This is a genomic window from Bradyrhizobium australiense (genome assembly GCF_013114825.1).
Lineage (GTDB): Bacteria > Pseudomonadota > Alphaproteobacteria > Rhizobiales > Xanthobacteraceae > Bradyrhizobium > Bradyrhizobium australiense.
In genome coordinates this window covers 1-16,996 of the sequence record NZ_JAAVLX010000019.1, presented here as the reverse complement: position 1 = coordinate 16,996, position 16,996 = coordinate 1, and the positions used below count along the sequence as shown (strand labels likewise).

The following is a 16,996-nucleotide window of genomic DNA, read 5'->3' as shown; positions in this document are numbered from 1 at the left end:
TCCAGAAGAATTACCTTGGGCTGCAGAAGAAAAACGCCGACTTCCGCAGGAGCGACACATAGATCAGGCAAATTCTCTGGCTCGGGCGCAGAAGTTCATCGTGGAGATAAACCACAGGTGCGAGCAGTGAGGGCACGAAGGAGAATCGGCTAGCTCCGCCTACACCAGCTGCTCAGAGCGTTCGTGAATTTGTCGTCGAGTGCTGCCCGAGATGCGCTTCAGTGCCCCGATGGATGCGATTCGTCCGCGCGGATTAAGGATTCGGTCGAGCTAGGCATACCGGCGCTTGACGAGGGCGCGTTGTGAGGGCGATTGCGCCGCCTGATGTCACGCGGCGGCGCACCAATCTTTTCGTTTGCGCTGTCAGTTATCGTCCCAAGCCGGTGCAGTTGCGCAATGGCTGGTGAAAATCTTTGACGTGACGTAAGGGTCTCAACATGAGATAGGAGGCATCAAGTGTTGCGGATGCCGCGCAGGCGCTCCGAACGCCGCCGCAGCAGCTCGACCGTGGTCAGCATGGCGATGGAGAATAGGATCAGCACGGTGGCGGCGGCAATGATGGTCGGACTGATCTCCTCGCGCATACCGGAAAACATGACCTTCGGCAAAGTGCGCTGCTCGGGGCTGGCGACGAAAAGGGCGAGCAGCACCTCGTCGAAGGAGGTGAGGAAGGCGAAGAGCGCACCAGAGATCATGCCCGGAAGGATGAGTGGCAGGATGACCTTGAAGAAGACCGTGATCGGCGGCGCGCCGAGCCCGGCGGCTGCGCGGGTCAGCGAATGGTCGAAACCTGTCAGAGTCGCGGTCACGGTGATGACGACGAAGGGCGTGGCCAGCGTGGTGTGCGCCAGGATCAGCCCCGTATAGGTGTTGAGCAGCCCGACATCGGCATAGAAGAAATACACGGCCACCGCGGTGATCACACCCGGGACGACGAGGGGTGAGATCAGTAGGCTCATGATAGCGGCCCGCCAGGGAAAGTTCGGGCGGCTGAGCCCGAGTGCGGCTAGCGTGCCCAGAGCGGTCGACAGCAGGGTGACCAACACGGCAACAAAGATCGAGTTGTGCAGCGCCCCCTGCCACCGGCCGGTGAGGAAGAACTCCTGATACCAGCGGAGCGACAGGCTTGGCATCGGATAGCTGAAGAAGGGTACGGAATTGAACGACAGCGGGATGACCACGAGGATCGGCGCGATCAGAAACAGCAGCACCGCCCCGCAGAGGAGCCGGTGCAGGTAGTACCAGCCCTTCTCCATCGGAGAGGCATAGGGTGACGCGGCCATCGTTCTCACCCCACTTTAATCGGGTCGGCGCCGACCAGCTTGTTGAAGACATAGTAGAGTAGCAGTGTCGCGCTGAGCAGGATGGCGCCAAGGGCCGAGGCCATACCCCAGTTGAGATCCTCGTTCGTGTAGTAGGCGACAAACGAGCCAATCATTTGGTCGGCCGGCCCGCCGACGAGCGCGGGGGTTATGTAGTAGCCTAGGCACAGAATGAACGTCAGAAGGCAGCCGGCGGCGATCCCCGGCAGGGTCAGCGGGAAGTAGACCTTCCAGAAGGCGTAGAAGGGCCCGGCGCCAAGCGAGCGAGCGGCGCGGACCAGGCTTGGTGAGATCGTCTTCATCACGCTGTAGATCGGTAGCAACGTGAGGGGCAACTGGATATGGGTCATGGCCACGATCGTCCCGACGCGATTGAAGATGAGCTCAGCTGGCTGAGATATGACATGCAGCGCTATCAACGTGTCGTTCACCAGCCCGCGATCCTGCAGCAGCACGACCCAGGCGATGGTGCGCATCAATGACGACGTCCAGAACGGCAGCACGACCAATATCATCAGCAGATTGCGAGATCTGGGCGGCAGTGTCGCCAGGAGATAGGCCACCGGGAAGCCGAGCAGCAGGGTCGCGGCGGTCACGCCGATGCTGATGCCAAGCGTACGCAAGAAGATATCGCGGAAAATCGCGTTCTCCGGCGGCGAGGTGACGATCTGGCTGTCGGGGCCATACTGGTAATCGACCGAACGCAGTAAGTAAAAGGCCGTATAGGCCGACCTTCCGCGCTTCAGCAAGCTCCAGGCGTCGTGCCGACCCCAAAACGGATTTATTTCGATCAGCGCCTCCTTGTAGAGGCCGGCGGAAAGCGCGCTTGCCTTGCGAGCGCTCGACATCACCTCGCTGAGGGCACCGGGCAGCTCATAGTTCATCCGCTTGGCGATCGCGCCCGCGGTCTTCTGTGCCGACGCCTGCTTGAGGTCTCCGACAAGAGCGGCATAGACGGTCTCGTCGGGCAAATCCTTGCCGTCCCAGGCATTTAGCGCTGCCATGGTTCGCGGCATGAGCCTCAGCAGCGTATCGTCATGGATTGCGTTGAATATCATCCGGCCGATGGGCAAGACGAAGGCGATCAGAATGAAGAGCAGTAGCGGCAGGACTAGGCTGACGGCCCTCAGCTTACGCCGGCGCTCGACCCGCTGCAGCTTGGTCCGCAGCGGAATGTCGTCAGGGCTTCCGGCGATTTGGACAGCCATCGTCGCCATCGATTTCTCTTTCAGTTCGTTCGTTCGAGGCAGCGAGGTGAACGGATGCCCACCCCGCCATTCCTTCGTTGGGTTATTTACTTCAGCAGCCAGGCGGTAAAGCGCTGGCCCAACTCGTCGCCCTTCTCCATCCAGAAGATGGAGTCGCTCGGCAGAGCATTGCGCAGATTGTCCGGCGCAGTCGGAACGTGGGGCAGGATCGCCGGATCGACAAGCGCCATCGCGTCCTTGTTGCTGGGGGCGTAGGCGGTGATACGTGCCATCTCGGCGTGCGCCTGGGGCGAAGAGGCGAAGGCGATGAACTTGTAAGCATCATCCAGCCGCGGACCGCCCTTGGGAACCACCCAGAAACTTATGGCTGGCTGCTGGGCGTCCCACATGATCTCGAAATGCTTGCCGGAATTCTTGATCGCATCGTAGATGCGCCCGTTATAGGCTGAGGTCATGACGACCTGACCGTCGGCGAGGAGCTGAGGCGGCTGCGCACCAGTCGTCCACCAGACAACCTCCTTCTTGATCGTGTCGAGCTTTTTGAAGGCACGGTCGACCCCCTCGCGCGTGCTGAGCACCTTGTAGACGTCCTTGATGGCCACGCCGTCGGCGATCAGCGCCCATTCGAGATTGCCCCAGGGGCCCTTAGTTAGTCCGCGCTTGCCGGGGAATTTCTGCAGGTCGAACAGGTCAGCGATGGTCTTGGGGCCGCTCGGCAGCTTGTCCTTGTCATAGGCGATGACCGTGGCAGAGATTAGATTCGGCACCCCGCAGTCGTTCTTGTCGTTATCCATAAACTTGGCTCGATCGAGGCCCAACTTCTTCCAGTCGATCGTCTCAATGATGCCGTCGCCGCACAATCTAATGGTCGTCGCCGGGCCGGCGTTAACCACATCCCAGCTCACGGTCTTGGACTGGACCATCGCGCGGATCTTGGTGCTGTCGTAACTGTATTCGTCGTCGGTAACCTTGATCCCGGTCGACTTCGAGAAGGGCTCGAAAACGGCTTTGCGTTGGGCCTGCTGGAAGGACCCACCTCCAGAGGTGACCGTAAGTTGATCGCCTGCAAAGGCAGGCTTCGCAAGCAGCACCGCTACCAAGCCGGTCACGGCCAGGGTGCTCGCAATCATGAATGGGCTCCTCATCGTCTGCTCTCTCTCCTCTATGTCCGCCTGGAATGTAAGCGGCCTGCCAAAGGGCTTCCTCGCGGCGATGCCTCGATTGTCCTCACTGCGCGTCGAGCGCCCGACAATCCTCCGTTTTCCAGCCGATGGCGATCGCCGCACCAGGCTCGACCTGCGCCACACCTTCCGAATTCGGCAGTTTGATCACAAAATCATCCTGGCCGCAGACCGAAGCCCGGATACGCACGTGATCGCCCAGATAGATCACCTCCGCGATTTGCGCGCTGAAGACATTGGGCAGCGAACCCGGCATCGGGTTCAGCCTCACCCGCTCCGGCCGCAACGACAGCACGGTCGGCCTACCCGCCTCGACATTGATCGCCAGCGCCTGCACGTTGGCGGCGCCGGCAATCTCCACCTTGCAGGTCGCGCCGTTCATCGCCACGACCTTGCCGTGCAGCCGGTTGTTCTCGCCGATGAACTGGGCGACGAAGGCATTCCGCGGCCGCTCGTAGAGTTCAGCGGGCGCGGCGAGCTGCTGGATGGCCCCCTCGTTGAATACCGCTATGCGGTCCGACATGGTCAACGCCTCGCTCTGGTCATGCGTCACATAGACGACGGTAACGCCGAGATCCTCGTGGATATGCTTGATCTCCAGCTGCATCTGCTCGCGCAGCTGCTTGTCCAGCGCGCCGAGCGGTTCGTCCATCAGCACAAGCTTGGGATCGAAGATAAGGGCGCGGGCAAGTGCGACGCGCTGCTGCTGGCCGCCGGAAAGCTGGCCGGGCCGGCGCTTGCCATAGGCGCCGAGCCGGACCACGTCGAGCACTCGCTTAATCCTGGCTTCAATCTCGAGCTTGCCGAGCTTGCGGACCTTGAGTGGAAAGGCGAGGTTCTCCTCCACGGTCATATGCGGAAATAGTGCATAGTTCTGGAACACCATGCCGATGTCGCGCTTGTGCGGGGGCACGTTGTCGATCGAGTGCCCATCCAGTAGTAACGAGCCATGGGTGGGCGCCTCGAAGCCGGCGAGCATCATGAGAGTCGTCGTCTTGCCGGAGCCGGAAGGCCCCAGCATCGTCAGAAACTCACCTCGGGCGATGTCCAAGTTGAGATTTTTAACGACCAGCGTTTCGCCGTCGTAGGTCTTCTGGACCCCGGAAAACTTTACAAAGGCATTGTCCATGCCTGGCATCGACCCTCTTCCCTCCCCCGTGCACCCTGACGCTCCCGCGCCTGCAGCGCTGGTCGACGACCAGACCACGATGTTCCTCTTGATGGATTGCAGCTTTTTGCGCGCGCGGTCGAGATCGTAGGGATAGGCCCGCATGAGGCGCCTGCGGTTGACCAAATGGCTCAATGCTTTCCTCACCTGCGCTTTGATCCGCGACCCTGCGGTCGACAGAAGACTTGTGTCTTTCACGGAAATATTATCGGGCTCTCAGAGCTGAATTTCTTTAATGTGTCACCTCGCACGCCGAAATCCTGCGCGGAATCGAGCGAACGCGAAGCTTTGTGTCAGCCGCTCCTAATGTTTTAAGCGAGAACGAATAGAGTTCAATGGATATAGAAGAGCTCGCTACGGGCGAAAGAACATTAAACCAGCACACCGCTCCTGCTCGCTGCGGCCGTGATGAATGGCACCACCTCATACGGGCTACAAGCTGAGCCCGAGGTTTCGTGCAAGCAACCGCTTCCAGCGATGATTCATCATCGCCACACTGACGGCAGCGTGCTGTCCAATCCAGGAAGCAAACGTCTCAACACCAAACGTCAGGCCGTAGCGCTAGCTGAGAATGGCAAGCCTGAGACGTCGACCACGGCCTTATAGATCAGCCGTCGCTGAACAGGCATTGAGGCCTGCGCACATTGAGGATTTCGAGGAGGCGCTGATCGGCAACACTATCGAATGTCTTTTTGTCGACAACGGCTATCGCGGCCACAATCGCCACCCGATTACAAGCCAAGGTGTTCACATAGGCCAGAAGCGGCGGGTTATTCCGCAAATCAAGCGCGAGAAGCGCCCATGTCTCGTCCGCTCGCTGCGCTCTGTTGCCAAGTCCTTGTAGCGCTCATCTGGCGATTTCAGCTCGTCGCGGCTAAATCCGGGTTCTCCACGGACGACCATTTGTTTGCCGAGCTGTCGGCCCAAAGCACCTTCAAAGATCGCCGCGATCACGTTCGCCGCCATGGATTAAGCACTGATAGGTCCACACGGCATTCTCACTGTTTGCTCTTGGCGCCCTCTTAAGCGGGGTTTGCGTTTTCTCGAGGAACGCCGCAATGCCCTCCTTGTAATCCTTGGTCATGCAGGTCAATGCCAACTGATCGAGGTCCATGTGGCTCGCGACATCGTCAAGCGCATCGGAGAGACGATTGACCGTCTGCTTGGTCATGGCGGCTGGGCGGCAACCTTCTCGGCGAGTTCCATTGCAGCGTGGAAGCTCGCCCCAGGCTCCGTCACCTGCTCCACCAATCCCCAGTCGCAGGCCTCTGCCGCGGAGATCCGCTGGTCGGCGAGGATGATCGCCTGCTTCGTGCGTGCTGGACCGATCAGTTGCAGCATGCGCGGGATGGTCTGCCAGCTCATGTTCATGCCGAGCGCGATTTCAGGTACGCGGATGTGGGCGTCGCGCGCCATGATCCGAAAGTCAAGGACGACGGCGCGCGCGTGGCGCCTCCGATGCAAAATCCTTCGATCTAGCGATCGTCACCTGTTCCATCTCGTACCAGGCGCGGGTTAGCCGGGGGTCCGGTCCGCAGTTGACGGCGCAGCGTGCCTACGTCAATCGCTGCACGCGACCGGCCCCCACCGCTTTTCAGATCGGCGCCGGCGCTGAAAGACTTCGTGCCGGTCAGAATCAGGACTGAGGTTTCGCTGTGGTCGTCGAAACTTTCAGCAGCTCTCGTCAACTCGCTCGCAGCCGTCTGGGTCCGAGTCAATTGGAGCTGCTACGGCCATTAGACGTATCGGCTGTGCCGGTCATAGTCCCGAGCCACGGCGACCATTTGTTGCTCGGCATGGGTGACCGATCGCTGGCGGCGATGTTCGGCTACTGGGGCTGGTGAGGCTTGACCTTCACTCGATTTGGCATCGGTTGATGAGTTTTGATCTCTCAATTTCGGCGACCTAACTATTCAGTCTCTGCGCGCTGACTCAGCTAAGCTGAGCGCAGACAACTGAGGATCTAGGGGCCAGGTACTAGCTAGGGTTCAGACTCAATTGATCCAAAAGGCGGCGATGGCGGCGAGGTGGATGGCAGCCAAGAAGTTTCTAGCAAGTTTATCGTAGCGAGTTGCGACGCGCCTGAAATCCTTGAGCCGGGCAGAAACAGCGCTCGATGACCTTGCGCCCTTTATAGGCGCGCTTGCTGAAGCTGTGGAGGGTTTGGAATAACAGGCTTGGCACCACGATTGATGATTTCGGCACGAAGGCCGTCGCCGTTGTAGCCCTTGCATGGAAGCCCCCATGCCGAATCAACTCGGTGCGAGGGAATCAGAGTTCTTTAATTAGTCGCCCGTTAAGAAGCCGGATTGAACCTGGCTGGGATGGCGAGCACGCGCCAGAGGGGGATTAAGATCAGGCACAAGAGCTCTCTCAGCCAGGCGAGGATACGGCGGAAGTTATAGCCGACGGCGCACAGGATCACGTTGGCTGCATCGCCGGCCCAATGTGTTTGAGCAACAAAAGCCCGATCACAAACCGCGTCTCGATCCCGGGCCGGCCGTTCTCGCTGTAAAGCGGTGCGATCTCGCGATCGATCCAATCCCAATCGATTTGCCGGCGAGCTGAACCAGCTCGTGCTTCAGATTGATGATCTGGTCGAGCCGCGCCCGGAACAGGTCGCTTGATCCCGTCATTTGGTGCTTCTTCGGCCGCATCGTGCCCTCCGATGCAGCACAGAATCACGGTTCACGGCGAAACGGAATCCAAAAGAAAAATTGCAAGGTTTGCGGCCCTCGAGCCCCGAATCCTTGCAATCTCAATTGCACCCGTATCCGAAAAACGGACTCCCGCTCAATCGCTTAGAAGCTTATTCACGGACAACTAATTAGGTACAGACCCTAGCATTACAGTTGCATTTTTGACTTGAAGTGAGCGCGTTGGGCGGCCGCCTGGTGAGCTCTGCGCCAGAAAGACCATGCGATGTGCGCGGGTTGAATACGCTTTCGAGTGAGTCTGATAGCGATGCGTCGGACTTCCTGGATTGACCAACGGATCAATGACGCCGTGGCGATGTATCGGTTTTTGCCGGAGTTCGGCGTTTCGTTTTTTTGGGCGGCGGATTGGCGCGATGTCGGATCGCGGCCATCATGGCGAAGGCGAGCATCACCAGGGAGACGTGGCGATGCCACCCATGCCAGGATCTGCTCTCGTTGTGATCGAGCCCGAACTCGTTTTTGGCGGTCTCAAAACTGTCTTCGATCGCCCACCGATGGCCTTCGACCGCGACCAGCGTTTCAATGGATGTTCCCGCGGGGCACCAGGTGGTGAAGAAGGCGAGGTCATCGTCGGCGATGCGACGAGGATCAGTAGGCCGCGCGTCCACAAACCATCATTGGCATGGTTGAATTGCTCGGCCTCGAGATCGGCCAATTCGAGATAACACCAATCGTGCAGCCGCGGTCCTTTGGTGCCGGCTCCCGCCGATAGGCGCTTCCAGTCGGATGAGCGCCGCGTCCGGGCGATGTCTGCAGCCGTCCAGAGACCGGCGATCGCTTGACCCAGGATCGAAATACATGAGCACTGCTGACCCCGAGCACGTAGCCTTACCTGCCCGACGCAGTTGCTGTTCGATATCGCCAACACCGTAGACCGTATCACCGGCAACCCACTTGAATGGTACAAACGCGGCTATCGCGCGTGCGATCATTCTCGTCGCAAGTTTTGGTTTAGTCGCAAAGCCGACATCAGCGGGCACATATGCAGCTTCCAGACGATTCGGATCGTCGGTCCTCCATTCCTTCGGAAGATACAACGCGCGATCGATGAAACGCATGACCATGACGCGAAACGTAGGAGCGAAGACTCCGATCTGGCAGTTCGTAATCTTCCCTGCCGAACCAGTGTATTGCCGCGCCACGCCGCATGACGCTTTGCCTTGTTTGAGAAAACCGGTCTCGTCGATCACCAGCACCGCATCGTTATCCCCCAAATGCTCGATGACATAGCCGCGCACGATATCGCGCAGGGCATCAGCATCCCAATCTCCACGCCCCAGAATTGCCTGCTGCCGCCATGGGCCAGGATCGCCAGGCGCCTACGCACGCATCCAACCGGTCTTGCGCTGCTCATCTCCGAGGAGACCCTCCAGGAACATGCCTGCATTCGTCGCAACACGCTCTTGCGTGAACAACGGACGTATCCGTTTCTTGATTTCTCGAAGCGACGCCGCCCACAACGCAAGCGTCTCCTCAACCGACGCTACTTGCGTCCACGACCTCCGAATCATGGTTGTCCATGGATTCTCACAAGAAATGCAACTGTAATGCCAGGGCCACGACCACGCGCGCCCTCCGAGCTGCGGTAGAGCGATCGAAAGCTCCACTCAACGAGCTAGCCGCCCGGTACGGTGTCAACTCGCCAAGTGGAGGAAGCGGAGCTTCCTCCATGACGCGGCGATCGGAGCCTAATGCTCACGCTCGAAGCAGAGCCGATCAGGAACACAGGTTCATATTGGCTCCGCAGGACTTGAGACGCCCGAGTATCCGCCTGCCTCGGTCCGACGCACGTGAATTCGCGGAACAGAGACGGGCCGCTCCCTCCAAGCCGGCCCCTCACCAAAGGTCGTCAGGTCCTCAGAAGATTTCGAACAGGGCGGCGGCGCCCATGCCGCCGCCGACGCACATAGTAACGACGCCGTACTTCGCGCCGCGGCGCTTGCCCTCGTACATCAGGTGCGCGGTGCAGCGGGCGCCGGTCATGCCGTACGGATGGCCGATGGAGATCGAGCCGCCAGAGACGTTCAGCTTCTCGTTCGGGATCCCCAGCTTGTCGCGACAGTACAGCACTTGGCTCGCGAAGGCCTCGTTGAGTTCCCAGATCTCGATGTCGTCGATCTTGAGCCCATTGCGCTCGAGCAGCTTCTGGATCGCGAAGACCGGGCCGATGCCCATCTCCTCCGGCCCGCAGCCGGCCACCGCCATGCCGCGATAGGCCCCCAGCGCCTCTAGGCCGCGCTTCTCGACCTCCTGGCGCTCCATCAGGAGCACCGCGGCGGCGCCGTCCGACAGCTGGCTGGCGTTGCCGGCGGTGACGTACTTGCCTTCCTTCACATAGCGGCCGCCCTTGAACACCGGGGCCAGCTTCCTGAGGTCCTCCAGTGTGGTCTGCGGCCGGGTGCCCTCGTCTGCGGCGATGGTGACCTCCTTGTCGGCTGTCTCGCCGGTCTCCTTGTTGACCACGACCTTCATCACCGTCCTCACCCGCGTGATTTCGTTCGCGAAGCGGCCCTCTGACTGCGCCTGGGCGGTTCGCTGCTGGGATTGCAGGGCGTACTCGTCCTGCGCCTCGCGGCTGATGCCATAGCGCTCGGCCACGATTTCGGCGGTCTCGAGCATCGAGGTCCACAGCTCCGGCACATGCTCGTTGAGCCACGGATCGAAAGCCATGAAGCGGTTCATCTTGTCGTTCTGCACCAGGCTGATCGATTCAATGCCAGCGCCGACCGCGATCGGCGCGCCGTCATTGACGATGTACATGGCGGCGGTGGCCACGGCCATGAGGCCCGAGCTGCACCCCCGGTCGATGGTCATGCCCGAGACGGTGTTCGGCAGGCCGGCGCGCAGGGCAGCTTGGCGGGCGATGTTGTCGCCGGTCGTGCCCTGCTGCATCGCGGCGCCCATGACGACGTCGTCGATCTCTCTGGGATCGACGCCGGCCTGCGCCACGACGGCGCGGATCGACTCGGCGCCGAGCGTCGCGCCGTAGGTATTGTTGAAGGCACCGCGATAGGCCTTGCCGATGGGAGTCCGCTTGGCGGCGACGATGACAGCTTCACGCATGTTAGGGGTCCTTTCATTTGCCTCCCGTGATGGGGAAGGACAGGCCGCGTCGCGGCCAGGGCGGGACGTGAGAGAACAAGACACGGCGGGTGGGAATGATCGCCTCTCCCCCACCCGTCGCGCTCGCTCGCCCCCATTAAGGGGACTACGCCGGTTGCTCGAAGTCGGCGAATTTCTTGCCTTCCGCGACCAGCTTCTCCAGCAGGGCGGCCGGCTTGAAGTCGTCGCCCAGGGTGGCGTGGAACTCCTTCATCTTGGCCAGGACCTTATCCAGGCCGATCTGGTCCGCCCAATACATCGGGCCACCGCGATAGACCGGCCAGCCGTAGCCGTTCACCCAGACCACGTCGATGTCGGAAGCCCGGATCGCCTTGCCTTCCTCTAGGATCTTCGCGCCTTCGTTGATCATCGGGTAAATGCATCGCTCTAGAATCTCCCCATCAGAGATCTTGCGCGGGCTCTTGCCTGATTTGGCGATAAAGTCGTTGATTATCTTGTCTGTGACCGGTGAGGGCTTAGCGTTGCGATTTTCGTCGTAGTCGTAATAGCCGGCGCCGGACTTTTGGCCCAAACGTCCCATCTCGCAAAGCACCTCACGTAAGGTAGAGCTCCTCGACTCCTCCATCACCCACCCGAGGTCTAATCCTGCCAGGTCGTTCATCCGGAAGGGACCCATCGGGAAGCCGAAATCATAGAGCACCCGGTCCACGTCCCAAGGGATCGCACCCTCCAGGACCAACTTATTTGCTTCGCGCTCGCGCTGGTTCAGCATACGATTTCCAATGAAGCCATGGCAGACGCCAGCCAGCACCGCTACTTTTCCAATCGTCTTGGCCAACTTCATGCAGGTTGCGATAACGTCCTTGGCGGTCTTCTCACCGCGGATCACTTCCAGCAGCTTCATCACATTGGCCGGCGAGAAGAAGTGCAGGCCGATCACGTCCTCCGGCCGTCTGGTAACCGAGGCGATCTCGTTGACGTTCAACTCCGAAGTGTTGGTGGCTAGGATCGCGCCTGGCTTGCAGATCCGGTCGAGGTCGGCGAACACCTGCTTCTTGATTTCCATGCGCTCGAACACCGCCTCGATAACCAGGTCGCATTCGGCGAAGTCCTCCATGGTGAGCGAGCCGTTCAACAGACCCATTCGCTGATTCACCTGTTCGGGCGTCAAGCCGCCGCGCGAGGCCGTCCGGTCATAGTTCGACCTGATGACCTTCAGGCCGCGGTCGAGCGCCTCTCCCTTGATCTCGACGATCGTTACCGGGATGCCCGCGCTGGCGAAGTTCATAGCGATGCCGCCGCCCATGGTGCCAGCGCCCAAGATGCCCACTTTCTTGACTGCGTGGGTGGGGGTGTCGTCCGGCACGTCCGGGATCTTCTGCGCTTGGCGCTCGGCGAAGAAGTAGTAGCGCTGCGCCGCCGATTGCGGTCCGGCCATCAACTCCATGAAGAGCTTGCGCTCGACCGCCAGGCCCTCCTCGAAGGTGGCGGAGGTCACCGCCGTCTCGATGCAACGGATGTTCTTCTCGGGAGCCAGGAAGCCGCGAAACTTACGCGCGTTGGCCTTGCGAAAGTTCTCGAAGATCTCCGGGTGCCCCTTGGCGACCTCCAGCTTAGTGTTGTTCTCGCGAACCTTCACCAGCGGCTTTTTTTCGGCGAGGATCTTGCGGGCGAAAGCGACGGCGGCCTCGTTAAGCTGGCCCTCCGGCGCAAGCTCGTCCACCAGGCCCACCTCCAAAGCCTCCTTGGCCGGCGCGTGCTGGCCCGAAGTGACGATATCGAGCGCCTTCTCGACGCCCACGATGCGCGGCAAGCGCTGTGTGCCGCCGCCGCCGGGCAGAAGGCCCAGCTTGACCTCGGGCAGGCCGAGCCTGGCGTCCTTCGTTGCCACTCGAAAATGGCAGACCAACGCCAGCTCCAGCCCTCCGCCGAGAGCGTGGCCGTGGATCGCAGCGACAACGGGCTTTGGCGAGTTTTCCAGTACTGCCAGCAACTCGTCCCACCCCGGCGGCTCTGGCGGTTTGCCAAATTCAGTGATATCCGCCCCCGCAATGAAGGTGCGGCCGGCGCAGGTCAGAACGATCGCCTTCACCTCCGGATCCGCGATCGCAGCGTTCACGCTTGCCAGGATGCCGCCACGCACCGCAGCACTCAGCGCATTCACGGGAGGGTTGTTGATTGTGACAACGGCGATGACATCATGACGTTCAAGTTTGACTACTGTATCCATGCTACACCATTCGACTTTGCATGCTATTCGCGTCCTTGCTGATGAGTCCTCCGAGCGAGGCGACCCGCCGGAGGTGATGATCGGCGTTCTTGAACAAGACGTCGATCATGGTCACGTGCTTGAAATAGTGGCCGACCCTGTATTCCATCGTCATGCCGACGCCACCATGGAGCTGGATCGACTGCTGGCCGATCTCGCCTTCGCCGACTGGCCGATCTGGGCCTTCGCCGCCGAGATCGCCCGCTCGCGCTCGGTCGTATTGCCTTCGCCTGCCATCATCGTGACGTACATTGCCATGGAGCGCGACTGCTCCAGTTCGACGAACATGTCGACCGCCCGGTGCTGGAGCACCTGGAAGGAGCCGATGATCGTGCCGAACTGCTCGCGCGTCTTCAGATACTTGAGCGTGATCGAGTGCATTTCAGCGAAGCAGCCGACCGCTTCCGCGCAAAGCGCTCCGGCCGCCTCGTCCGCAACGCGGAAGATAATTGGCAACGCGCCCGCAGGATCCCCAATGACATCGGCTGGTTCAACCCGTACATTCTCGAGTGTGATTTCGGCCGCGCGCAGACCATCCTGTGTCGGGTAGCCGCGGCGCCTGAGACCCGGCGCATCCCCGGCGACCAGGAAGAGGCCAATCCCGTTGTTGTCGCGCGAACCTCCGGCCGTTCGCGCTGATACGACGATCCTGTCGGCTGCCTCGCCGTGCAGGACGAGCCCCTTGGTGCCGCTCAGCATCCATCCATCGCCGTCCTTCTCCGCCCCCGTCTGAACGTCGAAGAGGTCGTAGCGCGACTGTGGTTCAGCATACGCGAAGGCGAGCTTCATCCGACCTTCCGCGATCGGCGGGATCAGCTCGGCCTTCTGCGCTTCGCTGGCCCGATGCCGCAGAATGCCTCGAGCGAGCACTACGGTCGCGAAGTAGGGCTCAAGGATCAGCGCCTGGCCGAAGGCCTCCATGACGATCATCGTCTCTACCGCGCCGCCGCCGAAGCCGCCATGTGCCTGGGAAAACGGCAGTCCCAGAAGCCCGAGTTCGGCATAGCGTGCCCACATCGCCTCGCTGAAGCCCGCCTCCTCGGTCTGGTACTTGCGGCGATGATCGAAGCCGTATCTTTCGAGTATCAGCCGCTCAACGCTATCCTTGAGGAGCCGCTGCTCCTCGGAAAGATCAAAGTCCACTGTGTGAGTCTCCTAAAGCGCCCTTCCAGACAGTCCTTGCGGCGCCAGGCTAATCGGTCCGCGAAACGTCAGAGGCCGAGGATCGCCTTGGCGATGATGTTCTTCTGGATTTCGTCGGAGCCCCCATAGATGGACACCTTTCGGGCGTTGAAATATGCAGGAGCGATAGCTGCGGCCCAATCAGGACCGATCGGCGGCTCGTTACCGCTCTCGAGATCCTCTTCCGACACATAGGGCAGCGTGTAGGGGCCGACCACTTCGAGCAGAAGGTCCGCTGTTGCTTGCTGGATTTCCGAGCCCTTGAGTTTGAGGATGGCGCTTGCAGGGTCCTGCCTACCCTTCTGCTCCTTCGATGCGTTGGTGACAACGCGAAGCTGCGTCACCTCCAGTGCCTTCAGCTGAATTTCAACTGCGGCGACCTTCTCGCGGAAGGTGGCCCGATCGATCAGCCGCTCTTCACCGACACGGCACTTCGCGGCAAGCTCCTTGACGCGCAGGATGCGCTCCTTGGAAGTGCCAACGCTGGCGATGCTGAACCGCTCGTTGCCAAGGAGAAATTTGGCATAGTCCCAGCCCTTGTCCTCCTCGCCGACGAGGTTCTCGGCGGGAACGCGCACGTCGTCAAAGAAGATTTCGTTTACTTCATAGCCGCCGTCGATCAGCTGGATCGGACGCACGGTGATACCAGGCGATTTCATGTCGATCAGGAGGAAGGAGATGCCCAGCTGCTTCTTCACGCCGGGATTGGTTCTGACCAGGCAGAAGATCCAGTCGGCGTACTGCGCAAGCGTCGTCCAGATCTTCTGGCCATTGACGACGTAGTGGTCGCCATCCCGCACAGCCCGCGTTTGGAGTGAAGCGAGATCCGAGCCTGCACCGGGCTCTGAGAAGCCCTGGCACCACCAATCCTCGGCGTTTGCAATGCGTGGCAGAAAGTATTTCTTCTGTGCTTCATTGCCGAAGGTGTAAATCACCGGGCCGACCAAAGATGTGCCGAAGTCGGGCAGGTCTCGCACTGGATACATCTGCAGCTCCTCACCGAAAATGTAGTGTTGCACAGGGGTCCACCCCGCTCCGCCATGCTCCTTGGGCCAGTGCGGGACAGCCCAGCCCTTCTTGTTGAGGATGCGCGCCCAGGCGACCATCTCGTCTCTGGACAGATTTCGGCTTTCGATCAGCTTGCGATGCATCTCCGGCGGCACGCGATCGCGCAAGAACTGGCGCACCTCTTCACGGAACGCGTGCTCTTCGTTTGTAAAGGCGAGATCCATCGGCTTTTCCTGTGAGCGACTTCAGTTGCGAACGAGCGAGATCGTCACGCGCGAGCCCGGAAGCACGGGCCCCGATTGAGATTTGGCCTAGCCCGTGATGGTGGACGTAGCGCCGAGCACCGCGCCCGCCATCTCTCCCAAACGCAAACAGCGCCCCGCGGGCGAGAACATGTTCAGCACAACGTCGCCAACAACCGCCTTGCGCACAATCTCGATCGGCTGGATCTTTATTGCCATAGCAAAGGCAAGATCTGCGACCACGACCATCCGCATGATGGCCGACGAAAGCACAAGCGTGCGGCTCCTTCCCCATTTCGGACTCCGGAAGCATCCCTACCAAGTCTCCGCCGCGAGCAGGATTTAGATCAAATAGCCCTGGACAGAGAAAAGACATAAAGCGTGTCAACGCACAAAGGTTGCAAAAGGCGGTCTCATTTTGGAGAAATTCTGCAAAATGAGGGCACTTCCTATGATTCCGACGTCTAGCCATCGGGACGTTGGCTAGATACCGGGCGATAAAGCTGCGGGCCATTCGTTCGTAGACCGACTTGAGGTCACGGAGATTGACAATCACGCTGGCTTCGCCCCTCGGTCACGCAGGAGGGTTATCGAAGCAGAGGTCCATCCGTTCACTATCAGACCTGTGGTAAGGCATCGATGTTTCGCTATCGCAAACGTCAAATCCTAGCGCGTTACTATGTTTCGTAAAAGCACGACCGGAACCCGGCATCGCTGAAAGATCACCATAAAATGTGTGCGCCACCTCAGCGGTACTGCCGCGGCCGCATTTATCTTCGATATTGATGCCCACGATCACACCATGGCGACGCTTGCGCACAGGCACTGCGCGCGCACAGACCCGAAGCCCTGGCATGGGTGGCATCGCCACGTCTCCCTGGTGATGCTCGCCTTCATGATGGCCGCGATCCGACATCGCGCCAATCCGCCGCCCAAAAAAAGAAACGCCGAACTCCGGCAAAAACCGATACATCGCCACGGCGTCATTGATCCGTTGGTCAATCCAGGAAGTCCGACGCATCGCTATCAGACTCACTCGAAAGCGTATTCAACCCGCGCACATCATCGCATGGTCTTTCTGGCGCAGAGCTCACCAGGCGGCCGCCCAACGCGCTCACTTCAAGTCAAAAATGCAACTGTAATGCTAGCTGCAGCGCGCGCCGCGTACGCTTTCCTGCGCGGGTCCGCCGCGTCTACTGTGGGCATCGTGAACAGGATCTGCTCACCTGTGGCCACCGCCCCGTCGTCACGCTCACATGTGAGCACATGGAAGAGATGAAGACGCGTGTCGTCAGCGCCCAGGGCCTGCGTAAGCACCTGGACGCGATCGCAGGCATGCAGGGCTCGGAGGTGGAACAGGTGCGTCTCGACCGTGCGGTAACTGCCGCTGTTTGAGAGGTACTCGCCGTCGAGGCCGATGTAACGGAGCAGGGGTCTTTCTGAAGAGATGGAGGTTGCGGCTTTCGGTGACGTGGCCATTGTAGTCGATCCAGTCAGACGGTATCTGTCGCGTCATCCGCAGCGGGCCGGAGCCCTTGGTGAGCTGGGGAAGCGAGGTCGCGTAGCCGCTGTTCCCAGCGCGCGAGCGTCTCGCCCGCGCCGTAGCCCTGAGCGCGTAATCCCTGCAGCACGGCCA

General features: G+C 60.4%; 11 protein-coding genes and 5 pseudogenes. All 16 read right to left on the bottom strand.

The window, feature by feature from the left end; translation table 11 throughout:
* Nucleotides 1-452: 452 nt before the first annotated feature.
* A complete protein-coding gene (locus tag HCN58_RS34355; protein WP_171583755.1) occupies nucleotides 453-1,283 on the bottom strand; it encodes an ABC transporter permease in 831 nt (276 codons plus the stop codon).
* 5 nt (nucleotides 1,284-1,288) lie between these two features.
* Nucleotides 1,289-2,539, bottom strand: coding sequence for an ABC transporter permease (locus HCN58_RS34350; RefSeq protein WP_171583754.1), 1,251 nt, complete (start codon nucleotides 2,537-2,539; stop codon nucleotides 1,289-1,291).
* A gap of 77 nt (nucleotides 2,540-2,616) precedes the next feature.
* Nucleotides 2,617-3,621 (bottom strand): ABC transporter substrate-binding protein, encoded by a 1,005-nt coding sequence (locus HCN58_RS34345; protein ID WP_311966942.1) that lies wholly within the window; start codon nucleotides 3,619-3,621, stop codon nucleotides 2,617-2,619.
* A 136-nt stretch (nucleotides 3,622-3,757) separates the two neighbouring features.
* Nucleotides 3,758-4,849 (bottom strand): ABC transporter ATP-binding protein, encoded by a 1,092-nt coding sequence (locus tag HCN58_RS34340; RefSeq protein ID WP_376701258.1) that lies wholly within the window; start codon nucleotides 4,847-4,849, stop codon nucleotides 3,758-3,760.
* Between the two features lie 777 nt (nucleotides 4,850-5,626).
* Nucleotides 5,627-5,833, bottom strand: a complete 207-nt coding sequence (locus tag HCN58_RS34335) for a hypothetical protein (protein WP_171583751.1) — start codon at nucleotides 5,831-5,833, stop codon at nucleotides 5,627-5,629.
* 15 nt (nucleotides 5,834-5,848) lie between these two features.
* Nucleotides 5,849-6,579 (bottom strand): annotated as a pseudogene (locus HCN58_RS34330) (enoyl-CoA hydratase/isomerase family protein); the annotation flags it as partial.
* A 294-nt stretch (nucleotides 6,580-6,873) separates the two neighbouring features.
* Nucleotides 6,874-7,109, bottom strand: a pseudogene (locus HCN58_RS37660) (transposase); the annotation flags it as partial.
* 215 nt (nucleotides 7,110-7,324) lie between these two features.
* Nucleotides 7,325-7,536 (bottom strand): annotated as a pseudogene (locus HCN58_RS34320) (transposase); the annotation flags it as partial.
* 338 nt (nucleotides 7,537-7,874) lie between these two features.
* Nucleotides 7,875-9,107: pseudogene (locus HCN58_RS34315) on the bottom strand (IS701 family transposase).
* A 346-nt stretch (nucleotides 9,108-9,453) separates the two neighbouring features.
* Nucleotides 9,454-10,659: an acetyl-CoA C-acyltransferase gene (locus HCN58_RS34310; protein ID WP_171583750.1), complete on the bottom strand. Its 1,206-nt coding sequence runs from the start codon at nucleotides 10,657-10,659 to the stop codon at nucleotides 9,454-9,456.
* A 145-nt stretch (nucleotides 10,660-10,804) separates the two neighbouring features.
* Nucleotides 10,805-12,889 carry a 3-hydroxyacyl-CoA dehydrogenase NAD-binding domain-containing protein gene (locus tag HCN58_RS34305; RefSeq protein WP_171583749.1) on the bottom strand — a complete coding sequence of 695 codons (2,085 nt, stop codon included), beginning with the start codon at nucleotides 12,887-12,889 and terminating at the stop codon, nucleotides 10,805-10,807.
* A gap of 1 nt (nucleotide 12,890) precedes the next feature.
* Nucleotides 12,891-14,071 (bottom strand): annotated as a pseudogene (locus HCN58_RS34300) (acyl-CoA dehydrogenase family protein).
* A gap of 68 nt (nucleotides 14,072-14,139) precedes the next feature.
* Nucleotides 14,140-15,342 carry a pimeloyl-CoA dehydrogenase large subunit gene (gene pimC / locus HCN58_RS34295; RefSeq protein WP_171583748.1) on the bottom strand — a complete coding sequence of 401 codons (1,203 nt, stop codon included), beginning with the start codon at nucleotides 15,340-15,342 and terminating at the stop codon, nucleotides 14,140-14,142.
* Nucleotides 15,343-15,429: 87 nt separating this feature from the next.
* Entirely contained in the window at nucleotides 15,430-15,633 is a 204-nt protein-coding gene (locus HCN58_RS34290) for a hypothetical protein (protein ID WP_171583747.1), read from the bottom strand.
* Between the two features lie 301 nt (nucleotides 15,634-15,934).
* Complete coding sequence (locus HCN58_RS37655) at nucleotides 15,935-16,381, bottom strand: hypothetical protein (protein ID WP_171583746.1); 447 nt, start codon at nucleotides 16,379-16,381, stop codon at nucleotides 15,935-15,937.
* Nucleotides 16,382-16,479: 98 nt separating this feature from the next.
* Nucleotides 16,480-16,839 (bottom strand): thioesterase family protein, encoded by a 360-nt coding sequence (locus HCN58_RS34280; protein WP_171583745.1) that lies wholly within the window; start codon nucleotides 16,837-16,839, stop codon nucleotides 16,480-16,482.
* Between the last annotated feature and the right edge of the window lie 157 nt (nucleotides 16,840-16,996).

What these genes read in the sequence shown, in the direction of transcription:
- HCN58_RS34355 (WP_171583755.1), bottom strand. Translation starts at nt 1,283, where the DNA reads ATGGCCGCGTCACCCTATGCCTCTCCGATGGAGAAGGGCTGGTACTAC.
- pimC (WP_171583748.1), bottom strand. Translation starts at nt 15,342, where the DNA reads ATGGATCTCGCCTTTACAAACGAAGAGCACGCGTTCCGTGAAGAGGTG.
- HCN58_RS34280 (WP_171583745.1), bottom strand. Translation starts at nt 16,839, where the DNA reads ATGGCCACGTCACCGAAAGCCGCAACCTCCATCTCTTCAGAAAGACCC.
- HCN58_RS34310 (WP_171583750.1), bottom strand. Translation starts at nt 10,659, where the DNA reads ATGCGTGAAGCTGTCATCGTCGCCGCCAAGCGGACTCCCATCGGCAAG.
- HCN58_RS34305 (WP_171583749.1), bottom strand. Translation starts at nt 12,889, where the DNA reads ATGGATACAGTAGTCAAACTTGAACGTCATGATGTCATCGCCGTTGTC.
- HCN58_RS34350 (WP_171583754.1), bottom strand. Translation starts at nt 2,539, where the DNA reads ATGGCGACGATGGCTGTCCAAATCGCCGGAAGCCCTGACGACATTCCG.
- HCN58_RS37655 (WP_171583746.1), bottom strand. Translation starts at nt 16,381, where the DNA reads ATGCGTCGGACTTCCTGGATTGACCAACGGATCAATGACGCCGTGGCG.
- HCN58_RS34340 (WP_376701258.1), bottom strand. Translation starts at nt 4,849, where the DNA reads ATGCCAGGCATGGACAATGCCTTTGTAAAGTTTTCCGGGGTCCAGAAG.